Raw genomic sequence first — 21,151 nt, 5'->3', positions numbered from 1 at the left:
TAGCCCTTACTTGGAGTAGAGCTCGACAATCAGGCTTTCGTTGATGTCGGCGGACAGATCACTGCGAGCAGGAACGTTCTTGAAAACGCCCGACTTCTTCTCAGTGTCTACTTCTACCCATTCTACGCGGCCACGTTGGGCACACAGATCGAGAGCTTGGACAATGCGAAGTTGGTTTTTTGCTTTCTCGCGAACTGCGACCACGTCACCAGCACGAACCTGGTAGGACGGAACGTTTACGGTCTGACCGTTAACGCTGATCGACTTGTGCGATACCAGCTGACGGGATTCGGCACGAGTCGAACCAAAGCCCATACGGTATACAACGTTGTCCAGACGGCATTCGAGCAGTTGCAGCAGGTTTTCACCGGTTGCACCTTTCTTGCCAGCAGCTTCTTTGTAGTAGCCGCTGAACTGACGCTCGAGAACGCCGTAGATACGACGGACCTTCTGCTTTTCACGCAGTTGGGTGCCGTAGTCGGACTGGCGACCGCGGCGTTGGCCGTGGATACCAGGTGCTGCTTCAATGTTGCACTTCGATTCGATCGCGCGCACGCCGCTCTTCAGGAAGAGATCGGTGCCTTCGCGACGAGCGAGTTTGCATTTTGGACCAATGTAACGAGCCATTCTTTACAATCTCCTGGATTACACGCGGCGCTTCTTCGGCGGACGGCACCCGTTGTGCGGGATTGGCGTCACGTCGGTGATGCTGGCGATCTTATAGCCACAGCCGTTCAAAGCACGGACAGCAGACTCACGACCTGGACCTGGACCTTTGACGTTAACGTCGAGGTTTTTCAGGCCATATTCCAGCGCAGCTTGACCAGCACGTTCAGCAGCTACTTGAGCAGCAAACGGGGTGGACTTGCGGGAACCGCGGAAACCCGAACCACCGGAGGTAGCCCAAGAAAGCGCGTTACCTTGACGGTCGGTGATGGTCACGATGGTGTTGTTAAAAGATGCATGGATGTGGGCGATGCCATCAACCACTGTCTTTTTAACTTTTTTACGAGGACGAGCAGCAGGTTTTGCCATGATAATTTTCCTGTCGATTCGCTGGGGCGATTACTTGCGGATCGGCTTACGCGGACCTTTACGGGTACGCGCGTTAGTCTTGGTACGCTGACCGCGTACTGGAAGACCACGACGATGACGCAGACCGCGATAGCAACCGAGGTCCATCAAACGCTTGATTTTCATGTTGATTTCGCGACGCAGGTCACCTTCAGTGGTGAACTTCGCCACTTCGCCACGCAGCTGTTCAATCTGCTCGTCGCTCAGATCCTTGATCTTAGCGGCTGGGTTTACCCCAGCGACTGCGCAAATTTTCTGCGCAGTAGTGCGACCAACACCATAGATGTAGGTCAGCGAGATAACAGTGTGCTTGTTATCTGGAATGTTAACGCCTGCAATACGGGCCATTCAGTGGGACTCCAATTGACAGCTACCTACGCCCCGGAAGCCAAGAAATAGGGCGCGAGATAATATCGCTGTAATAACAAATAATCAACCCGGCAGCGCACTAGCTGCCGGGCTTCAAGCGGATCACACTCAGCCTTGGCGCTGTTTGTGACGCGGTTCCGCGCTGCAAATTACTCGAACAACACCTTCGCGGCGAATAATCTTGCAGTTACGGCACAGCTTTTTCACCGATGCACGAACTTTCATCACCAACTCCTCGAACCTTATGGGGTACTCAGCGCAACATGCCGCTGCCGTAGCCCTTCAGGTTGGCTTTCTTCATCAGGGATTCGTACTGGTGCGAAACGAGGTGCGATTGTACTTGGGACATGAAGTCCATCACAACCACGACCACGATCAGCAACGAGGTCCCGCCAAGGTAGAACGGAACGTTTGCTGCAACCACCAGGAACTGGGGCAACAAGCACACGGCCGTCATATATAGAGCACCGAACAGGGTCAAACGAGTCAGAACGCCATCAATGTAGCGTGCCGACTGCTCACCTGGACGGATGCCCGGAATAAAGGCACCGGACTTCTTCAGGTTTTCCGCTACGTCTTTCGGATTGAACATCAACGCCGTATAGAAGAAGCAGAAGAAAATAATCCCTGCACTAAACAGCAGAATATTCAACGGCTGACCAGGAGCGATCGACTGAGAGAGGTCCTGCAGCCAGCCCATATTTTCAGACTGACCAAACCAGGTACCCAACGAAGCCGGAAACAGCAAGATGCTGCTCGCGAAAATTGCCGGAATAACACCGGCCATATTCACTTTCAGCGGCAAGTGGCTGGTCTGCGCAGCAAAGACCTTACGGCCCTGCTGACGCTTGGCGTAGTGAACAGCAATACGACGCTGGCCACGCTCAATGAACACCACAAAACCGATAATCGCTACTGCCAGCAAACCGATGGCAACCAAGGCGAAGATATTGATATCACCCTGACGCGCAGACTCGAAAGACTGCCCGATTGCTCTCGGAAGACCGGCGACGATACCTGCGAAAATCAACATCGAGATACCGTTGCCAACACCACGCTCAGTAATCTGCTCACCCAGCCACATCATGAACATCGCACCAGCCACAAACGTGGATACTGCGACGAAATGGAAGCCAAAGTCACCAGTGAACGCAACGCCCTGCCCTGCCAGGCCAACGGACATGCCGATAGCTTGAACCAGGGCGAGGACGACAGTGCCGTAGCGGGTGTACTGGCTAATCTTGCGACGGCCAGCTTCACCTTCCTTCTTCAACTGCTCCAGCTGCGGGCTGACGGCTGTCATCAGCTGCATGATGATCGATGCCGAGATATACGGCATGATCCCCAGTGCAAAGATGCTCATCCGCTCCAGCGCGCCGCCGGAAAACATGTTGAACAAGCTAAGAATGGTCCCCTCATTCTGTCGAAACAGGTCTGCGAGTCGGTCCGGGTTGATACCTGGAACCGGGATGTGTGCGCCTATTCGGTAGACGATAATCGCCAGGAACAGAAAACGCAGACGAGCCCAAAGTTCAGACATACCGCCTTTGCCGAGCGCTGAGAGAGCACCTTGCTTAGCCATTTATTCCTCGAACTTGCCGCCAGCTGCTTCGATAGCCGAACGCGCACCTTTGGTGGCGCCGATTCCCTTGCCGATAGTGACAGCGCGAGTCACTTCACCGGACAGCATGATTTTCACACGCTGTACGTTGACGTTGATCACGTTGGCATCTTTCAGGGTCTGCACAGTAACGATGTCGCCTTCCACTTTAGCCAGCTCGGACAGACGCACTTCTGCGCGGTCCATGGCTTTCAGGGATACGAAACCGAACTTAGGCAGGCGACGATGCAGCGGCTGTTGACCGCCTTCAAAGCCTGGAGCGATGGTGCCACCGGAGCGGGAGGTTTGACCCTTGTGGCCACGGCCACCGGTCTTACCCAAACCACTACCGATACCACGGCCCGGACGATGCTTTTCGCGACGGGAACCCGGCGCTGGACTCAGATCATTGAGTTTCATCGATTAACCCTCTACACGCAGCATGTAGTAAGCCTTGTTGATCATCCCGCGATTCTCGGGAGTATCCTGGACTTCTACAGTGTGACCGATGCGACGCAGACCCAAACCTTTAACGCACAATTTGTGGTTAGGGATGCGGCCGGTCATGCTTTTGATCAGCGTTACTTTAACGGTAGCCATGATCAGAAGATCTCCTTGACAGTCAGACCACGCTTGGCAGCGATGGACTCAGGAGATTGCATAGCCTTCAGACCCTTGAAAGTGGCGTGAACCACGTTTACCGGGTTAGTCGAGCCGTAGCACTTGGCCAGAACGTTCTGAACGCCAGCAACTTCGAGGACAGCACGCATAGCGCCGCCAGCGATGATACCGGTACCTTCAGAAGCAGGCTGCATGTACACCTTCGAAGCGCCGTGAGCGGACTTCATTGCGTACTGCAGAGTGGTGCCGTTCAGATCAACTTGGATCATGTTGCGACGAGCAGCTTCCATTGCCTTCTGGATCGCAGCAGGCACTTCACGTGACTTGCCACGGCCGAAGCCAACACGCCCTTTACCATCACCCACCACGGTCAACGCGGTGAAAGTGAAGATACGGCCGCCTTTAACGGTTTTGGCTACGCGGTTAACTTGAACCAGCTTCTCAATGTAGCCTTCGTCGCGCTTTTGGTCGTTATTTGACATAACTTAGAACTCCAGCCCAGCTTCACGAGCAGCATCAGCCAGCGCTTTCACGCGACCGTGGTACTTGAAGCCAGAGCGGTCGAAAGCCACTTGCGAGACGCCAGCGGCCTTAGCACGCGTAGCGACCAGCTGGCCAACCTTTGTGGCCGCGTCGATGTTGCCAGTGGCACCATCACGCAGTTCTTTATCCAAAGTCGAGGCGCTTGCCAGGACTTTGTTGCCGTCGGCCGAGATGACCTGGGCGTAGATGTGCTGCGACGAGCGGAACACGCAGAGACGCACGACTTCGAGTTCGTGCATTTTCAGGCGTGCTTTGCGAGCGCGACGCAGTCGAGTAACTTTTTTGTCGGTCATTTGCTATGCCCTACTTCTTCTTGGCTTCTTTACGACGGACGACTTCGTCCGCGTAGCGCACACCTTTGCCTTTGTACGGCTCTGGTGGACGGAAGTCGCGGATCTCAGCGGCCACTTGACCTACCAGCTGCTTATCGATGCCCTTGATCAGGATATCGGTCTGGCTAGGAGTCTCAGCAGTGATGCCCGCTGGCAGTTCGTAATCCACTGGGTGCGAGAAGCCAAGGGCAAGGTTCAAAACCGTGCCTTTTGCTTGCGCTTTGTAACCAACACCGACCAGCTGGAGCTTACGCTCGAAGCCTTGGCTTACGCCTTGGACCATGTTGTTTACCAACGCACGCGTGGTACCGGCCATTGCGCGAGTTTGTTGATCGCCATTGCGAGCAGCGAAACGCAGCTCACCAGCTTCTTCAACGATCTCAACGGACGAATGGATGTTCAGTTCAAGAGTACCCTTGGCACCCTTCACCGAAAGCTGTTGGCCTGCGAATTTGACTTCGACACCGGCTGGCAGCTTAACGGGGTTCTTAGCGACGCGAGACATGCTTATCCCCCCTTAGAACACAGTGCAAAGAACTTCGCCGCCGACACCGGCAGCGCGCGCAGCACGATCCGTCATCACACCTTTGTTGGTGGAGACGATAGACACGCCCAGACCGCCACGAACTTTCGGCAGATCTTCAGCGGACTTGTACTGACGCAGGCCTGGACGGCTAACGCGCTTCACTTCCTCGATGACCGAACGGCCTTCGAAGTACTTCAGCTCGATGGACAGCAGTGGTTTGATTTCGCTGCTGATCTGATAACCCGCAATGTAGCCTTCGTCTTTCAGGACTTTGGCAACAGCTACCTTCAACTTGGAAGATGGCATGCTTACGACGGACTTTTCAGCCATCTGGGCATTACGGATACGAGTTAGCATGTCCGCTAACGGGTCCTGCATACTCATGGGCTAGACGCTCCTAATACAAAAAAATTAGCCTTGCGGCTACATATGTCGCCGAGAATCTCCGAGCACAAAAAACACGGGCTCAGGCGAGCCGCGTATTTTAGACATACTCCAGAAATGAAACAAGCCCCAAAAGGGGCTTGATCCAGATTCAAGGTCACCGGCGGTCAGTATCTTGTGATTCCGACCACCTGGACGTTGAAAGTACTTACCAGCTGGCTTTAACCAGACCTGGTACGTCACCACGCATTGCCGCTTCACGCAGTTTGTTACGGCCGAGGCCGAACTTGCGGTAAACGCCGTGTGGACGACCGGTCAGGCGGCAGCGGTTACGCATGCGCGAAGCGCTTGCGTCACGTGGCTGCTTTTGCAGAGCAACTGTAGCTTCCCAACGCGCTTCTGGACTTGCGTTCAGATCAACGATGATTGCTTTCAGTGCTGCACGCTTCTTGGCGTACTTGGCAACCGTGAGCTGACGCTTCAGCTCGCGGTTTTTCATGCTCATCTTGGCCATGGTCCTACTCCAATCAGTTGCGGAACGGGAATTTGAAAGCACGCAACAGGGCGCGACCTTCATCATCGTTCTTGGCAGTGGTGGTCAGGGTGATGTCCAGACCGCGGAGAGCATCGATCTTGTCGTAGTCGATTTCCGGGAAGATGATCTGCTCTTTCACGCCCATGCTGTAGTTACCACGACCATCGAAGGACTTGGCATTCAGGCCGCGGAAGTCGCGGACCCGAGGCAGGGAGATCGACAGCAGACGATCCAGGAATTCGTACATACGCTCACGGCGCAGAGTCACTTTGACGCCGATCGGCCAACCTTCACGGACTTTAAAGCCAGCGATGGATTTCCGAGCGTAAGTCACAACGACTTTCTGACCGGTGATCTTTTCCAGGTCGGCAACAGCGTGCTCGATGACTTTTTTGTCGCCGATCGCTTCGCCCAGACCCATGTTCAGGGTGATTTTGGTGACGCGCGGAACTTCCATCACGTTCCCGAGCTTAAGTTCTTCCTTAAGCTTAGGGGCGATTTCCTTCCGGTAAATCTCTTGTAGTCGTGCCATGGTCTAATCTACCTAGCAGTGTTCAAGCATCAACCGCTTTTTGGGTCGACTTGAAGACACGAATTTTCTTACCGTCTTCTACTTTGAAACCAACGCGGTCAGCCTTGTTGGTTTCGCCGTTGAAGATGGCGACGTTAGAAGCATCCAGCGGAGCTTCTTTCTCGACGATACCGCCCTGCACGCCCGACATCGGGTTAGGCTTGGTATGACGCTTGACCAGGTTCAGACCACCGATAACCAGACGGTTATTAGCGAGAACCTTAAGCACCTTACCGCGCTTACCTTTGTCTTTGCCGGCGATCACGATGATCTCGTCGTCACGACGAATCTTTTGCATGTCGGATCTCCTTACAGCACTTCTGGGGCGAGCGAGACGATCTTCATGAACTTCTCAGTACGAAGTTCACGGGTCACTGGCCCAAAGATACGGGTGCCGATCGGCTCTTGCTTGTTGTTCAGAAGAACAGCAGCGTTGCCATCAAAGCGGATAATGGAGCCATCAGCACGACGTACGCCGTGACGAGTGCGGACTACAACAGCAGTCATCACTTGGCCTTTTTTCACCTTACCGCGAGGAATTGCTTCCTTCACGGTAACTTTGATGATGTCACCGATACCAGCGTAACGACGATGGGAGCCACCCAGCACCTTGATGCACATAACACGGCGAGCGCCGCTGTTATCGGCCACATCGAGCATGGATTGAGTCTGAATCATATAATTTCTCCGACCCCTAGTCCTTAGACTTCCACAGCGCGTTCGAGAACATCAACCAGTGCCCAAGACTTGGTCTTGGCCATCGGACGAGTTTCACGAATAGTGACTTTGTCGCCGATGTGGCACTGATTGGTTTCGTCGTGCGCGTGCAGCTTAGTCGAACGCTTAACATATTTACCGTAGATCGGGTGCTTAACGCGACGCTCGATCAAAACGGTGATGGTTTTGTCCATCTTGTCGCTGACAACACGGCCAGTCAGCGTACGGACAGTCTTTTCGGCTTCAGCCATGATCACTTACCTGCCTGCTGGTTGAGCACAGTCTTCACGCGAGCGATGTCACGCTTAACTTGCGAGAGCAGATGAGACTGCCCCAACTGGCCAGTTGCTTTCTGCATACGCAGATTGAACTGGTCGCGCAGCAGGCCGAGCAGTTGCTCGTTCAGCTGCTGTGCGGATTTTTCACGAAGTTCATTCGCTTTCATCACATCACCGTCCGTTTAACAAAGGAGGTGGCGAGCGGCAGCTTTGCAGCAGCCAGGGCGAAAGCCTCACGCGCCAGCTCTTCAGAAACACCCTCGATTTCATACAGGACTTTGCCTGGCTGAATCTGGGCTACCCAGTATTCCACGTTACCCTTACCTTTACCCATCCGAACCTCGAGAGGTTTTTTGGAGATCGGCTTGTCCGGGAATACACGGATCCAGATCTTGCCGCCACGTTTTACGTGACGGGTCAGAGCACGACGCGCTGACTCGATCTGACGAGCGGTGAGACGACCACGAGCTACAGACTTCAGCGCGAACTCGCCGAAGCTGACTTTGCTACCGCGCTGAGCCAGACCACGGTTGTGGCCTGTCATCTGCTTGCGGAACTTCGTACGCTTAGGTTGCAACATTTGGCGTACCCCTTACTTAGCAGCTTTTTTACGAGGCGCTGGTGCTTGTGGTTTCAGTTCTTCTTGGCGACCACCAATTACTTCGCCTTTGAAGATCCAAACCTTTACACCGATCACACCGTAAGTGGTGTGAGCTTCGTAGTTGGCATAGTCGATATCGGCACGCAGGGTGTGCAGTGGCACACGACCTTCGCGATACCATTCAGTACGTGCGATTTCAGCACCGCCGAGACGACCGCTCACTTGGATTTTGATGCCTTTGGCACCAATGCGCATGGCGTTCTGTACGGCGCGCTTCATAGCGCGACGGAACATTACGCGACGCTCCAGCTGCTGAGCTACGCTCTGCGCAACCAGCATACCGTCGAGCTCCGGCTTGCGGATCTCTTCGATATTGATGTGCACAGGCACACCCATTTGCTTGGTCAGGTCCTGACGCAGTTTCTCAACATCTTCACCTTTCTTCCCGATAACGATACCTGGACGAGCGGTGTGGATGGTGATACGTGCAGTTTGGGCCGGACGATGGATATCGATACGGCTTACGGACGCGCTTTTTAGTTTGTCTTGGAGATACTCACGCACCTTCAGATCAGCGAACAAGTAGTCCGCATAAGTCCGACCGTCTGCGTACCAGACGGAGGTGTGCTCCTTGACGATTCCCAGGCGAATGCCAATGGGATGTACTTTCTGACCCATCTCTTCGACTCCGTTACTTGTCAGCAACCTTGACAGTGATATGGCAAGACCGCTTGACGATGCGATCAGCACGGCCTTTGGCACGTGGCATGATGCGCTTCAGCGAACGCCCTTCGTTGACGAAAACGGTGCTGACCTTCAGGTCATCAACGTCTGCGCCTTCGTTATGCTCGGCGTTGGCTACGGCCGACTCCAGCACTTTCTTCATGATCTCGGCGGCTTTCTTACTGCTGAAAGCCAACAGGTTGAGCGCTTCGCCCACCTTCTTCCCGCGGATCTGGTCGGCGACCAAGCGGGCTTTCTGGGCGGAGATTCGAGCGCCCGACAACTTAGCGGCTACTTCCATTTCCTAACCCCTTAACGCTTGGCTTTCTTGTCTGCCACGTGCCCACGATAAGTGCGGGTACCGGCAAACTCGCCCAGTTTGTGGCCGACCATGTCTTCGTTAACGAGAACTGGGACGTGTTGACGACCGTTGTGTACTGCGATGGTCAGACCGACCATTTGTGGCAGGATCATCGAACGACGCGACCAGGTTTTAACTGGTTTGCGATCGTTCTTTTCCGCCGCCACTTCGATCTTCTTCAGTAGGTGAAGATCAATAAAAGGACCTTTTTTCAGAGAACGTGGCACTGTCGTATCCCTCTATTTACTTGCGACGACGGACGATCATTTTGTCGGTACGCTTATTACCACGAGTCTTCGCGCCCTTAGTCGGGAAGCCCCATGGCGATACCGGATGACGACCACCAGAGGTACGACCTTCACCACCACCGTGTGGGTGGTCAACCGGGTTCATGGCAACACCACGAACGGTTGGGCGAACGCCACGCCAGCGTTTGGCACCAGCTTTACCCAACGAACGCAGGCTGTGCTCGGAGTTCGAGACTTCGCCCAGGGTCGCACGGCATTCAGCCAGTACTTTACGCATCTCACCAGAACGCAGACGCAGGGTCACGTAGACACCTTCACGAGCGATCAGCTGAGCCGAAGCACCAGCGGAACGAGCGATCTGTGCGCCTTTACCTGGCTTCAATTCGATGCCGTGTACGGTGCTACCAACTGGAATGTTACGCAGTTGCAGAGCGTTGCCCGGCTTGATCGGTGCCAGAGCACCTGCGATCAGCTGGTCGCCAGCACTCACGCCTTTAGGGGCGATGATGTAGCGACGCTCGCCATCTGCGTACAGCAGCAGAGCGATGTGAGCAGTACGGTTTGGATCGTATTCGATACGCTCGACAGTGGCAGCGATGCCATCTTTGTCGTTGCGACGGAAGTCGACCAGACGATAATGCTGCTTATGGCCACCACCGATGTGACGAGTGGTAATGCGACCATTGTTGTTACGACCACCAGACTTCGATTTTTTCTCGAGCAGCGGTGCGTGAGGAGCGCCTTTATGCAGCTCCTGGTTGACCACCTTGACCACAAAACGGCGGCCAGGGGAAGTCGGTTTGCATTTAACGATTGCCATGATGCACCCCTTCCTTACTCAGCACTGCTGCTGAAATCGAGATCTTGGCCTGGCTGAAGGGAGATAACTGCCTTCTTCCAGTCATTACGCTTGCCCAGACCGCGAGCAGTGCGCTTGCTCTTACCCAGAACATTCAGGGTAGTAACACGCTCTACTTTCACGCTGAACAGGCTTTCGACGGCCTTCTTGATTTCCAGCTTGGTTGCGTCAGTTGCAACCTTGAAAACGAACTGGCCTTTCTTGTCAGCCAGAACCGTAGCCTTTTCGGAAACGTGCGGGCCAAGCAGAACTTTAAATACGCGTTCCTGGTTCATCCCAGCAGCTCCTCGAATTTCTTCACGGCCGACACGGTGATCAACACCTTGTCGTATGCGATCAGACTAACTGGATCGGAACCTTGCACGTCACGTACATCAACGTGTGGCAGGTTGCGAGCAGCCAGGTACAGGTTCTGATCAACAGCTTCGGACACGATCAAAACGTCGGTCAGGCTCATGTTGTTCAGTTTGCCCAGCAGATCTTTGGTTTTTGGACTTTCAACAGCGAAGTCCTGAACCACGACCAGACGATCAGTACGCACGAGTTCAGCAAGGATGGAGCGCAGTGCTGCGCGGTACATCTTCTTGTTGAGCTTCTGAGAGTGATCCTGTGGACGAGCTGCGAAAGTGGTACCGCCGCCACGCCAGATTGGGCTACGGATAGTACCGGCACGAGCACGGCCAGTGCCTTTCTGACGCCAAGGGCGCTTACCGCCACCACGTACGTCGGAACGGGTCTTTTGCTGCTTGCTACCTTGACGGCCGCCGGCCATGTAGGCCACGACTGCTTGGTGAACGAGCGTCTCGTTGAATTCGCCGCCAAATGTCAGTTCGGAAACTTCGATCGCTTGAGCGTCATTTACATTTAATTGCATGTCAGCTTCCCCTTAACCGCGAGCCTTGGCCGCTGGACGTACAACCAGGTTGCCGCCAGTAGCGCCAGGAACAGCACCCTTGACCAACAACAGATTGCGTTCAGCGTCGACGCGCACTACTTCGAGGGACTGCACGGTCACGCGCTCAGCGCCCATATGACCGGACATTTTTTTGCCCTTGAATACACGACCAGGAGTCTGGCACTGGCCAATAGAGCCCGGGACGCGGTGGGAAACGGAGTTACCGTGAGTGTTGTCTTGACCACGGAAATTCCAACGCTTGATCGTACCCTGGAAGCCTTTACCTTTGGACTGACCGGTTACATCAACCAGTTGACCAGCGGCGAAGATTTCAGCGTTGATCAGATCGCCAGCCTGGTAGTCGCCGTCTTCAAGACGGAACTCCATGACAGTACGACCAGCTGCAACGTTTGCTTTAGCGAAGTGACCTGCTTGAGCAGCAGTCACGCGCGAAGCACGACGCTCGCCGACAGTGACTTGCACTGCACGATAGCCATCGGTTTCTTCAGTTTTGAACTGGGTGACGCGATTCGGTTCGATCTCAATGACCGTGACCGGAATGGAGACACCTTCTTCGGTGAAAATACGGGTCATACCGCATTTACGACCGACTACACCAATAGTCATGTTGTAAACCTCATGAGTGTACGGGGCTTTCACCCGCTATGGCCGCCCATTTCAGAGCGTTACACGACTAAGACCCAAGTCTTAGCCGAGGCTGATCTGTACTTCCACACCGGCCGCCAGATCGAGCTTCATAAGTGCATCAACGGTTTTATCCGTTGGCTGGACAATGTCCAGTACGCGCTTATGAGTACGGATCTCGTACTGGTCACGCGCGTCTTTGTTGACGTGCGGGGAGACCAGAACGGTGAACCGCTCTTTACGGGTAGGCAGTGGAATTGGACCACGCACTTGAGCACCAGTACGTTTCGCGGTTTCCACGATTTCCTGGGTGGATTGGTCGATCAGGCGATGGTCAAAAGCCTTCAACCTGATACGGATTTGCTGATTTTGCATTGGATTTCAGACTCCGGCTGCTATTCCCACCGGGCGCAATACGCCCGTTAAAAGGAGGCGCAATTCTATAGACGCCCTAGATAGGTGTCAACCCAATAAAAAAGCCCCCGCTAAGCGGGGGCTTTCTCAAAACATCAAAGCTCACTCAAAAGAGAGATTACTCGATGATTTTAGCTACAACGCCAGCACCAACGGTACGGCCGCCTTCACGGATTGCGAAACGCAGACCGTCTTCCATAGCGATGGTTTTGATCAGGGTGACAACCATTTTGATGTTGTCGCCTGGCATTACCATTTCTACGCCTTCCGGCAGTTCGCAGTTACCAGTCACGTCAGTAGTACGGAAGTAGAACTGTGGACGGTAGCCTTTGAAGAACGGAGTGTGACGACCGCCTTCTTCTTTGCTCAGCACGTACACTTCAGCTTCGAACTTGGTGTGCGGCTTAACCGAACCTGGCTTGACCAGAACCTGGCCACGCTCAACGTCGTCACGCTTGGTACCACGCAGCAGAACGCCGCAGTTCTCGCCAGCACGACCTTCGTCGAGCAGCTTACGGAACATTTCAACACCGGTGCAGGTGGTGACGGTAGTGTCACGCAGACCAACGATTTCCAGTGGATCTTGTACCTTGACGATACCGCGCTCGATACGACCAGTTACAACAGTACCGCGACCGGAGATCGAGAATACGTCTTCGATTGGCATCAGGAACGGCTTGTCGATAACACGGACTGGATCTGGGATGTAGCTGTCCAGAGTCTCAACCAGTTTACGAACGGACGTGGTGCCCATTTCGTTATCGTCCTTGCCTTCCAGAGCCATACGAGCAGAACCGATGATGATCGGAGTGTCGTCACCTGGGAAGTCGTAAGTGCTCAGCAGATCGCGCACTTCCATCTCAACCAGTTCCAGCAGCTCAGCGTCGTCTACCAGGTCAGCCTTGTTCAGGTAAACCACGATGTACGGAACGCCAACCTGACGGGACAGCAGGATGTGCTCACGGGTTTGTGGCATCGGACCATCAGCGGCCGAGCAAACCAGGATTGCGCCGTCCATCTGGGCAGCACCGGTGATCATGTTCTTCACATAGTCAGCGTGACCTGGGCAGTCAACGTGAGCGTAGTGACGGATCAGCGAGTTGTATTCAACGTGCGCGGTGTTGATGGTGATACCACGAGCTTTCTCTTCTGGCGCGCTGTCGATTTTATCGAAATCAACGATTGCGGAACCGAATACTTCGGAGCAAACGCGAGTCAGTGCAGCAGTCAGAGTGGTTTTACCGTGGTCAACGTGACCGATGGTGCCAACGTTGACGTGCGGTAGGGAACGATCAAATTTTTCTTTAGCCACGACAATTAACTCCTTGCCTAAAGGACTGAATCAGCCTTGTTTTTTGGATACAGTTTCAGCGATGTGCGCCGGAGCTGTGTTGTATTTTTTGAATTCCATAGAGTAGCTTGCGCGACCCTGGGACATGGAACGAACGTCGGTCGCATAACCGAACATCTCGCCCAACGGAACCTCGGCGCGAATCACTTTGCCGGAAACCGTGTCTTCCATACCCAAGATCATGCCGCGACGACGGTTAAGGTCGCCCATGACATCACCCATATAGTCTTCAGGTGTAACAACTTCTACCGCCATGATTGGCTCAAGCAACTCACCACCGCCCTTCTGGGCCAGTTGCTTGGTTGCCATGGAAGCAGCCACCTTAAACGCCATCTCGTTGGAGTCGACGTCGTGGTAAGAACCGTCAAAAACGGTTGCTTTCAGGCCGATCAGCGGATAGCCGGCAACAACACCGTTCTTCATCTGCTCTTCGATACCCTTCTGGATAGCAGGGATGTATTCCTTAGGAACAACACCACCTACTACTTCGTTCACGAATTGCAGACCTTCCTGACCTTCGTCAGCAGGAGCAAAACGGATCCAGCAGTGACCGAACTGACCACGACCGCCGGACTGACGAACGAACTTGCCTTCGATTTCACAGTTCTTCGTGATGCGCTCACGATAGGAAACCTGAGGCTTACCGATGTTGGCTTCGACGTTGAACTCACGGCGCATCCGGTCAACCAGGATGTCCAGGTGCAGCTCGCCCATGCCGGAGATGATCGTTTGACCAGTCTCTTCATCAGTCTTGACGCGGAAAGATGGATCTTCCTGAGCAAGTTTGCCCAGAGCGATACCCATTTTTTCCTGGTCATCCTTGGTCTTAGGCTCTACGGCAACCGAAATAACCGGCTCCGGGAAGTCCATGCGAACCAGGATGATTGGCTTGGCAGCGTCGCACAAAGTCTCACCAGTGGTGACGTCCTTCATGCCGATCAGGGCCGCGATGTCACCAGCGCGTACTTCCTTGATCTCTTCACGGGCGTTTGCGTGCATTTGCACCATACGACCCACGCGCTCTTTCTTGCCTTTAACCGAGTTGATCACGCCGTCGCCGGAGGCCAACACGCCCGAGTAAACGCGGACGAAGGTCAAAGTACCCACGAATGGGTCGGTAGCGATCTTGAACGCCAGAGCCGAGAACGGCTCGTTGTCATCGGCGTGACGCTCCATTTCTTCTTCCTCGTTATCAGGGTTGGAACCCTTGATAGCAGGAATGTCGGTTGGAGCAGGCAGGTAGTCGATAACGGCGTCGAGAACCAGGGGAACACCCTTGTTCTTGAACGAGGAACCGCAAACAGCCAAGACGATCTCACCAGCGATAGTACGCTGACGCAGAGCGGCCTTGATTTCCACGTTGGTGAGTTCTTCACCTTCGAGGTACTTGTTCATCAGCTCTTCGCTGGCTTCGGCAGCAGCCTCAACCATGTTGTTGCGCCACTCGTCAGCCAGTTCCTGAAGCTCTTCAGGGATAGGCTTACGAACAGGAACCATACCTTTGTCGGAATCATTCCAGTAAACAGCTTCCATGTTGATCAGATCGATCTGACCCTGGAAGTTGTCTTCGGAACCGATAGCCAACTGGATAGGCACCGGAGTGTGACCCAGACGCTGCTTGATCTGACCGATCACGCGCAGGAAGTTGGCACCAGCACGGTCCATCTTGTTTACATAAACAAGACGTGGAACACCGTACTTGTTGGCCTGACGCCATACGGTTTCCGACTGAGGCTCAACACCCGAGGTGCCGCAGAACACAACGACAGCGCCGTCAAGTACGCGCAGGGAACGTTCAACTTCAATGGTGAAGTCTACGTGGCCCGGGGTATCGATTACGTTGAAGCGATGCTCGTCTTTGTACTGCTTCTCGGAACCTTTCCAGAAGGCGGTAATAGCAGCAGAAGTAATGGTAATACCACGCTCCTGCTCCTGAACCATCCAGTCTGTGGTCGCGGCGCCGTCATGCACCTCGCCCATTTTGTGACTTTTGCCGGTGTAAAACAGTACGCGCTCGGTGGTGGTGGTTTTACCAGCATCCACGTGAGCGACGATACCGATGTTACGGTAGCGGCTAATCGGAGTAGTACGAGCCATAAAGCCCTCGCAAAATTAGTGAAGCTAAAATTAGAAGCGGTAGTGCGAGAAAGCTTTGTTGGCTTCAGCCATACGGTGCACGTCTTCACGCTTCTTAACAGCAGCACCTTTACCTTCAGCAGCGTCCAACAGTTCGCCGGCCAAACGCAGAGCCATAGACTTCTCGCCGCGCTTACGGGCGAAGTCTACCAACCAGCGCATTGCCAGAGCGTTACGACGGGACGGGCGAACTTCAACCGGAACCTGGTAAGTAGCACCGCCTACACGGCGCGACTTCACTTCGACCAGCGGAGCGATGGCGTCGAGAGCTTTCTCGAAGATTTCCAGGGGGTCGCTGTTCTTGCGTTCTTTAACCTTTTCCAGCGCGCCATAAACGATACGCTCGGCAACGGCTTTCTTGCCGCTTTCCATCACGTGGTTCATGAACTTGGCCAGAATTTGGCTTCCGTATTTTGGATCGTCAAGCACTTCGCGCTTGGCTGCTACGCGTCTTCTTGGCATGGATAAGCCCTCAAACGGTCTTCAGGTTCGCTCGGAATCGGTGCCCTTTCGGGACGCCTCCGACCTTACTCTTATCGACTCAGAAAATAAGATGATTCAGGTTTACAAAAAGCCGCTACTACTTAGGCTTCTTGGTACCGTACTTCGAACGACCCTGGTTACGACCTTTAACGCCGGAAGTATCCAAAGAACCGCGTACGGTGTGATAACGAACACCTGGCAAGTCTTTTACACGACCGCCGCGGATCAGTACCACGCTGTGCTCTTGCAGGTTGTGGCCTTCACCGCCGATGTACGAGGAAACCTCGAAACCGTTGGTCAGACGCACACGGCATACTTTACGCAGTGCCGAGTTAGGTTTTTTCGGCGTGGTGGTATACACACGGGTGCATACGCCACGACGTTGCGGGCAGTTCTGCAGCGCAGGTACGTCGGATTTCTCGACGATACGCTTACGCGGCTGACGTACCAGCTGGTTGATAGTTGCCATCTACTAGCTCCACTGTTGTCTTGCGACGCTATTGTCTTGCAAGAAAAGCAAAATGGCAGGAACGAATTCCCGCCAAATTTAGGGGTACAAGAGTCTAAAGAGGATCTTGTCCCCAGTCAAGGCAAGGCCCCGACCTCCCCTCGCGTCGAACCGGGGCAAAAATGCCTCGATCCGACGAATGGGAGTGTCAGGGCCCAGACTCATCTATCGCAGAACTCAGTTACCGCTTGAGTTCAGCGCTTCGGTCAGTGCAGCTTCCACTTCACTGGCGCTTACGCGCAGCGGCTTGTCAGCATCACGGCGACGCTTACGCTCGCTGTGGTAAGCCAAACCGGTACCTGCCGGGATCAGACGACCCACGACTACGTTTTCTTTCAGGCCGCGCAGGTAATCGCGCTTGCCGGTTACCGCTGCTTCGGTCAGTACGCGAGTGGTCTCCTGGAAGGAGGCCGCCGAGATGAACGACTCAGTGGACAACGAGGCCTTGGTGATACCCAGCAACACGCGAGTGAACTTGGAGACAAATTTCTCTTCGTTCGCCAGGCGCTCGTTTTCTACCAGTACGTGAGTCAGTTCCATCTGGTCGCCCTTGATGAAACTGGAATCGCCGGATTCAGCGATTTCAACTTTACGCAGCATCTGACGCAGGATGGTCTCGATGTGCTTGTCGTTGATCTTCACGCCTTGCAGACGGTAAACGTCCTGGATCTCGTTAACGATGTACTTGGCCAGCGCACTCACACCCAGCAGACGCAGGATGTCGTGTGGATCGCTCGGGCCGTCGGAGATAACTTCGCCGCGGTTTACCTGTTCGCCTTCGAACACGTTCAGGTGACGCCACTTCGGAATCAGCTCTTCATACGGATCGCTACCGTCGTTCGGGGTAATGACCAGACGGCGCTTGCCCTTGGTCTCTTTACCGAACGCGATGGTGCCGCTGACTTCAGCCAGAATCGACGCTTCTTTCGGACGACGAGCTTCGAACAAGTCGGCAACACGCGGCAGACCACCGGTGATGTCACGGGTCTTCGAAGTTTCTTGCGGGATACGCGCGATAACATCACCGATCGCGATCTTCGCACCATCCGCTACACCGACCAGGGCGTTGGCTGGCAGGAAGTACTGAGCGATTACGTCAGTACCTGGCAGCAACAGATCCTTGCCGTTGTCATCGACCATCTTCACGGCAGGACGGATGTCTTTACCGGCAGCTGGACGATCTTTGGCGTCGAGTACTTCAATGTTGGTCATACCGGTCAATTCGTCAGTCTGACGCTTGATCGTGATGCCTTCTTCCATGCCCACGTAGGTCACGGTACCTTTCATTTCGGTAACGATTGGGTGAGTGTGCGGATCCCACTTGGCCACGATTGCGCCAGCGTCGACCTTGTCACCTTCTTTAACCGAAATCACAGCACCGTACGGCAGCTTGTAACGCTCACGCTCACGACCGTAGTCATCAGCAATGGCCAGCTCACCGGAACGGGACACAGCAACCAAGTGGCCATCCACTCGCTCAACATGCTTGAGGTTGTGCAGGCGGACGGTACCGCCATTCTTCACCTGAACGCTGTCGGCTGCGGAGGTCCGGCTTGCCGCACCACCGATGTGGAACGTACGCATGGTCAGCTGGGTACCCGGCTCACCGATGGACTGGGCAGCGATAACGCCGACCGCTTCACCGATGTTCACCTGGTGACCACGAGCCAAGTCACGGCCGTAGCACTTGGCGCAAATGCCGTAGCGGGTTTCGCAGCTGATCGGCGAGCGAACGATCACTTCGTCGATGCTGTTGAGTTCGATGAACTCGACCCACTTCTCGTCAACCAAGGTGCCGGCAGGAACGATAACTTCCTCGGTGCCTGGCTTGAATACGTCACGGGCAATCACACGACCCAATACGCGCTCACCCAGTGGCTCTACAACGTCACCGCCTTCAATGTGCGGAGTCATCAGCAGGCCGTGCTCGGTGCCGCAATCGATCTCGGTTACAACCAGATCTTGTGCAACGTCTACCAGACGACGAGTCAGGTAACCGGAGTTAGCGGTTTTCAACGCGGTATCCGCAAGACCCTTACGAGCACCGTGAGTGGAGATGAAGTACTGGAGTACGCTCAAACCTTCACGGAAGTTCGCAGTAATCGGCGTTTCGATGATGGAACCGTCCGGCTTGGCCATCAGGCCACGCATACCGGCGAGCTGACGGATCTGCGCAGCAGAACCCCGCGCGCCCGAGTCGGCCATCATGTACATCGAGTTGAAGGATTCCTGGTCAACTTCGTCGCCGTGACGGTCGATGACTTTCTCTTTCGAGAGGTTGGCCATCATCGCCTTGGAAACTTCGTCGTTCGCCTTGGACCAAAGGTCGATCACCTTGTTGTACTTCTCGCCCTGGGTTACCAGGCCGGAGGCGTACTGGCTCTCGATCTCTTTCACTTCGTCAGTGGCAGCACTGATGATGCGGGCTTTTTCATCCGGGATAACGAAGTCGTTAACGCCGATGGAAACGCCGGAGATAGTCGAGTAAGCGAAACCTGTGTACATCAACTGGTCAGCGAAGATAACGGTCTCTTTCAAACCAACCACGCGGTAGCACTGGTTGATAAGCTTGGAGATCGCCTTTTTCTTCATCGGCAGGTTGACGACGTCGTACGACAGACCTTTTGGCACAACCTGGTACAACAGCGCACGGCCGACAGTGGTGTCGACGATACGGGTGTTGCTCACGCTGCCGCCGTCACGGTCGTTGACGGTTTCGTGGATCCGCACCTTGACCTTGGCGTGCAGTGCGGCTTCGCCGGCACGGAACACACGGTCAACTTCTTGCAGGTCAGCGAACACACGACCTTCGCCCTTGGCGTTGATCGCTTCACGGGTCATGTAGTACAGACCCAATACAACGTCCTGCGACGGAACGATGATTGGCTCACCGTTGGCTGGCGACAGAATGTTGTTGGTCGACATCATCAACGCACGCGCTTCCAACTGGGCTTCCAGTGTCAGCGGTACGTGCACGGCCATTTGGTCGCCGTCGAAGTCGGCGTTGTACGCGGCACAGACCAGAGGGTGCAGTTGGATAGCCTTACCTTCGATCAGTACCGGTTCAAACGCCTGGATACCCAGACGGTGAAGGGTCGGTGCACGGTTGAGGAGAACCGGGTGTTCGCGAATCACTTCAGCGAGAACGTCCCAAACCTCTGGCAGTTCGCGCTCGACCATTTTCTTGGCCGCTTTGATGGTGGTCGCGAGACCGCGCATTTCCAGCTTGCCGAAGATGAACGGCTTGAACAGCTCGAGTGCCATCTTCTTAGGCAGACCGCACTGGTGCAGACGCAGGGTCGGGCCTACGGTAATTACCGAACGACCGGAGTAGTCAACACGCTTACCGAGCAAGTTCTGACGGAAACGACCTTGCTTACCCTTGATCATGTCAGCCAGGGATTTCAGAGGACGCTTGTTCGAACCGGTGATAGCGCGGCCACGACGACCGTTGTCGAGCAGGGCATCGACCGCTTCTTGCAACATACGCTTTTCGTTGCGCACGATGATGTCCGGAGCGGACAGATCAAGCAGGCGCTTCAAGCGGTTGTTACGGTTGATCACGCGGCGGTACAGGTCGTTGAGGTCGGACGTCGCGAAACGACCACCGTCCAACGGTACCAGCGGACGCAGGTCTGGCGGCAGAACCGGCAGAACGGTCAGCACCATCCACTCTGGCAAGTTGCCGGAACCCTGGAAGGCCTCCATCAACTTCAGACGCTTGGACAGCTTCTTGATCTTGGTTTCGGAGTTGGTTTGCGGAATCTCTTCGCGCAGACGACCAATCTCGTGCTCCAGGTCGATAGCGTGCAGCAGTTCGCGGACAGCTTCGGCACCCATGCGGGCATCGAAATCGTCGCCGAACTCTTCCAGCGCTTCGAAGTACTGCTCGTCGTTCAGCAGCTGACCTTTTTCAAGGGTGGTCATGCCTGGGTCGATAACGACATAGCTCTCGAAGTAGAGAACACGTTCGATATCACGCAGGGTCATGTCCATCAGCAAGCCGATACGGGACGGCAGCGATTTCAGGAACCAGATGTGGGCAACCGGCGAAGCCAGTTCGATGTGCGCCATGCGCTCACGACGAACTTTGGCCAGTGCGACTTCAACGCCACACTTCTCGCAGATCACACCACGGTGCTTCAAGCGCTTGTACTTACCGCACAGGCACTCGTAATCCTTTACCGGGCCAAAGATCTTGGCGCAGAACAGGCCGTCACGCTCAGGTTTGAACGTACGGTAGTTGATGGTTTCCGGCTTTTTAACTTCACCGAACGACCACGAACGGATCATCTCAGGCGATGCCAATCCAATACGGATGGCGTCGAACTCTTCGACTTGACCCTGGTTTTTCAGCAAATTCAGTAGGTCTTTCAA

31 protein-coding genes are annotated in these 21,151 nt (G+C 54.7%); all 31 read right to left on the bottom strand.

The annotated features are described in order from the left end of the window. Positions 1-6 precede the first annotated feature (6 nt). The 31 genes from rpsD to rpoC all read right to left on the bottom strand — a co-directional run bounded on the left by rpsD (position 7) and on the right by rpoC (position 21,151). Positions 7-627, bottom strand: coding sequence for a 30S ribosomal protein S4 (gene rpsD / locus V8689_RS03390; protein WP_003176404.1), 621 nt, complete (start codon positions 625-627; stop codon positions 7-9). Positions 628-645: 18 nt separating this feature from the next. Further along, positions 646-1,035: a 30S ribosomal protein S11 gene (gene rpsK / locus V8689_RS03385; protein ID WP_002555466.1), complete on the bottom strand. Its 390-nt coding sequence runs from the start codon at positions 1,033-1,035 to the stop codon at positions 646-648. Positions 1,036-1,065: 30 nt separating this feature from the next. Next, positions 1,066-1,422, bottom strand: coding sequence for a 30S ribosomal protein S13 (gene rpsM / locus V8689_RS03380; protein WP_003194635.1), 357 nt, complete (start codon positions 1,420-1,422; stop codon positions 1,066-1,068). A gap of 129 nt (positions 1,423-1,551) precedes the next feature. Then, positions 1,552-1,668, bottom strand: a complete 117-nt coding sequence (rpmJ, locus tag V8689_RS03375) for a 50S ribosomal protein L36 (protein ID WP_002555468.1) — start codon at positions 1,666-1,668, stop codon at positions 1,552-1,554. A gap of 28 nt (positions 1,669-1,696) precedes the next feature. Continuing rightward, positions 1,697-3,025: a preprotein translocase subunit SecY gene (gene secY / locus V8689_RS03370; RefSeq protein WP_003194637.1), complete on the bottom strand. Its 1,329-nt coding sequence runs from the start codon at positions 3,023-3,025 to the stop codon at positions 1,697-1,699. Beyond that, a complete protein-coding gene (rplO, locus tag V8689_RS03365; protein WP_003176407.1) occupies positions 3,026-3,463 on the bottom strand; it encodes a 50S ribosomal protein L15 in 438 nt (145 codons plus the stop codon). Between the two features lie 3 nt (positions 3,464-3,466). Beyond that, the gene (rpmD, locus tag V8689_RS03360) at positions 3,467-3,643 is read right to left on the bottom strand and encodes a 50S ribosomal protein L30 (RefSeq protein ID WP_003176408.1); all 177 of its coding nucleotides are present in this window, start codon (positions 3,641-3,643) and stop codon (positions 3,467-3,469) included. A gap of 2 nt (positions 3,644-3,645) precedes the next feature. Beyond that, positions 3,646-4,146, bottom strand: coding sequence for a 30S ribosomal protein S5 (gene rpsE, locus V8689_RS03355; protein WP_003176409.1), 501 nt, complete (start codon positions 4,144-4,146; stop codon positions 3,646-3,648). A gap of 3 nt (positions 4,147-4,149) precedes the next feature. After that, complete coding sequence (gene rplR, locus V8689_RS03350) at positions 4,150-4,500, bottom strand: 50S ribosomal protein L18 (RefSeq protein WP_003186037.1); 351 nt, start codon at positions 4,498-4,500, stop codon at positions 4,150-4,152. A gap of 10 nt (positions 4,501-4,510) precedes the next feature. Then, a complete protein-coding gene (rplF, locus tag V8689_RS03345) occupies positions 4,511-5,044 on the bottom strand; it encodes a 50S ribosomal protein L6 (protein ID WP_003194640.1) in 534 nt (177 codons plus the stop codon). 12 nt (positions 5,045-5,056) lie between these two features. After that, the gene (gene rpsH, locus V8689_RS03340; protein WP_003176413.1) at positions 5,057-5,449 is read right to left on the bottom strand and encodes a 30S ribosomal protein S8; all 393 of its coding nucleotides are present in this window, start codon (positions 5,447-5,449) and stop codon (positions 5,057-5,059) included. Positions 5,450-5,657: 208 nt separating this feature from the next. Then, complete coding sequence (rpsN, locus tag V8689_RS03335) at positions 5,658-5,963, bottom strand: 30S ribosomal protein S14 (protein WP_003176414.1); 306 nt, start codon at positions 5,961-5,963, stop codon at positions 5,658-5,660. Between the two features lie 13 nt (positions 5,964-5,976). Further along, on the bottom strand, positions 5,977-6,516 hold the full coding sequence (gene rplE, locus V8689_RS03330; protein WP_003194642.1) for a 50S ribosomal protein L5: 540 nt from the start codon (positions 6,514-6,516) through the stop codon (positions 5,977-5,979). A 22-nt stretch (positions 6,517-6,538) separates the two neighbouring features. Continuing rightward, positions 6,539-6,853: a 50S ribosomal protein L24 gene (rplX, locus tag V8689_RS03325; protein WP_003176416.1), complete on the bottom strand. Its 315-nt coding sequence runs from the start codon at positions 6,851-6,853 to the stop codon at positions 6,539-6,541. A gap of 11 nt (positions 6,854-6,864) precedes the next feature. Beyond that, complete coding sequence (gene rplN, locus V8689_RS03320; RefSeq protein ID WP_002555479.1) at positions 6,865-7,233, bottom strand: 50S ribosomal protein L14; 369 nt, start codon at positions 7,231-7,233, stop codon at positions 6,865-6,867. 23 nt (positions 7,234-7,256) lie between these two features. After that, the gene (gene rpsQ, locus V8689_RS03315) at positions 7,257-7,523 is read right to left on the bottom strand and encodes a 30S ribosomal protein S17 (protein ID WP_003194644.1); all 267 of its coding nucleotides are present in this window, start codon (positions 7,521-7,523) and stop codon (positions 7,257-7,259) included. A 2-nt stretch (positions 7,524-7,525) separates the two neighbouring features. Further along, on the bottom strand, positions 7,526-7,717 hold the full coding sequence (gene rpmC / locus V8689_RS03310; protein WP_002555481.1) for a 50S ribosomal protein L29: 192 nt from the start codon (positions 7,715-7,717) through the stop codon (positions 7,526-7,528). Beyond that, positions 7,717-8,130, bottom strand: coding sequence for a 50S ribosomal protein L16 (gene rplP, locus V8689_RS03305; protein WP_003176421.1), 414 nt, complete (start codon positions 8,128-8,130; stop codon positions 7,717-7,719). Before rplP ends, rpmC begins: the two co-directional genes overlap by 1 nt. A gap of 12 nt (positions 8,131-8,142) precedes the next feature. Then, positions 8,143-8,829 carry a 30S ribosomal protein S3 gene (rpsC, locus tag V8689_RS03300; protein WP_003176422.1) on the bottom strand — a complete coding sequence of 229 codons (687 nt, stop codon included), beginning with the start codon at positions 8,827-8,829 and terminating at the stop codon, positions 8,143-8,145. Positions 8,830-8,842: 13 nt separating this feature from the next. Then, complete coding sequence (gene rplV, locus V8689_RS03295) at positions 8,843-9,175, bottom strand: 50S ribosomal protein L22 (protein ID WP_003103908.1); 333 nt, start codon at positions 9,173-9,175, stop codon at positions 8,843-8,845. An 11-nt stretch (positions 9,176-9,186) separates the two neighbouring features. Beyond that, the gene (gene rpsS, locus V8689_RS03290; protein ID WP_002555486.1) at positions 9,187-9,462 is read right to left on the bottom strand and encodes a 30S ribosomal protein S19; all 276 of its coding nucleotides are present in this window, start codon (positions 9,460-9,462) and stop codon (positions 9,187-9,189) included. Positions 9,463-9,478: 16 nt separating this feature from the next. Beyond that, complete coding sequence (gene rplB, locus V8689_RS03285; protein WP_003186055.1) at positions 9,479-10,303, bottom strand: 50S ribosomal protein L2; 825 nt, start codon at positions 10,301-10,303, stop codon at positions 9,479-9,481. Positions 10,304-10,317: 14 nt separating this feature from the next. Then, positions 10,318-10,617 carry a 50S ribosomal protein L23 gene (gene rplW / locus V8689_RS03280; RefSeq protein WP_002555488.1) on the bottom strand — a complete coding sequence of 100 codons (300 nt, stop codon included), beginning with the start codon at positions 10,615-10,617 and terminating at the stop codon, positions 10,318-10,320. Continuing rightward, positions 10,614-11,216 carry a 50S ribosomal protein L4 gene (gene rplD, locus V8689_RS03275; RefSeq protein WP_003176424.1) on the bottom strand — a complete coding sequence of 201 codons (603 nt, stop codon included), beginning with the start codon at positions 11,214-11,216 and terminating at the stop codon, positions 10,614-10,616. The genes rplW and rplD overlap by 4 nt, the downstream gene beginning before the upstream one ends. A 12-nt stretch (positions 11,217-11,228) precedes the next feature. Beyond that, positions 11,229-11,864, bottom strand: a complete 636-nt coding sequence (gene rplC, locus V8689_RS03270) for a 50S ribosomal protein L3 (protein WP_003194649.1) — start codon at positions 11,862-11,864, stop codon at positions 11,229-11,231. Positions 11,865-11,945: 81 nt separating this feature from the next. Then, positions 11,946-12,257 (bottom strand): 30S ribosomal protein S10, encoded by a 312-nt coding sequence (gene rpsJ / locus V8689_RS03265; protein ID WP_003186070.1) that lies wholly within the window; start codon positions 12,255-12,257, stop codon positions 11,946-11,948. A gap of 157 nt (positions 12,258-12,414) precedes the next feature. Further along, positions 12,415-13,608 carry an elongation factor Tu gene (gene tuf / locus V8689_RS03260; protein ID WP_003176426.1) on the bottom strand — a complete coding sequence of 398 codons (1,194 nt, stop codon included), beginning with the start codon at positions 13,606-13,608 and terminating at the stop codon, positions 12,415-12,417. Between the two features lie 30 nt (positions 13,609-13,638). Beyond that, positions 13,639-15,744 carry an elongation factor G gene (gene fusA, locus V8689_RS03255; RefSeq protein ID WP_003194651.1) on the bottom strand — a complete coding sequence of 702 codons (2,106 nt, stop codon included), beginning with the start codon at positions 15,742-15,744 and terminating at the stop codon, positions 13,639-13,641. Positions 15,745-15,774: 30 nt separating this feature from the next. Next, a complete protein-coding gene (rpsG, locus tag V8689_RS03250; protein WP_002555493.1) occupies positions 15,775-16,245 on the bottom strand; it encodes a 30S ribosomal protein S7 in 471 nt (156 codons plus the stop codon). Positions 16,246-16,363: 118 nt separating this feature from the next. Continuing rightward, positions 16,364-16,735 carry a 30S ribosomal protein S12 gene (gene rpsL, locus V8689_RS03245; protein WP_002555494.1) on the bottom strand — a complete coding sequence of 124 codons (372 nt, stop codon included), beginning with the start codon at positions 16,733-16,735 and terminating at the stop codon, positions 16,364-16,366. A 216-nt stretch (positions 16,736-16,951) separates the two neighbouring features. Next, positions 16,952-21,151 carry a DNA-directed RNA polymerase subunit beta' gene (rpoC, locus tag V8689_RS03240; protein WP_003194653.1) on the bottom strand — a complete coding sequence of 1,400 codons (4,200 nt, stop codon included), beginning with the start codon at positions 21,149-21,151 and terminating at the stop codon, positions 16,952-16,954.

Origin of the sequence: Pseudomonas sp. AK181 (genome assembly GCF_051122975.1) — a bacterium.
Taxonomy (GTDB): Bacteria; Pseudomonadota; Gammaproteobacteria; order Pseudomonadales; family Pseudomonadaceae; genus Aquipseudomonas; species Aquipseudomonas lactis.
Note: the sequence above shows the minus strand (reverse complement) of the source record. Positions and strands in the feature narration are given on the sequence as shown.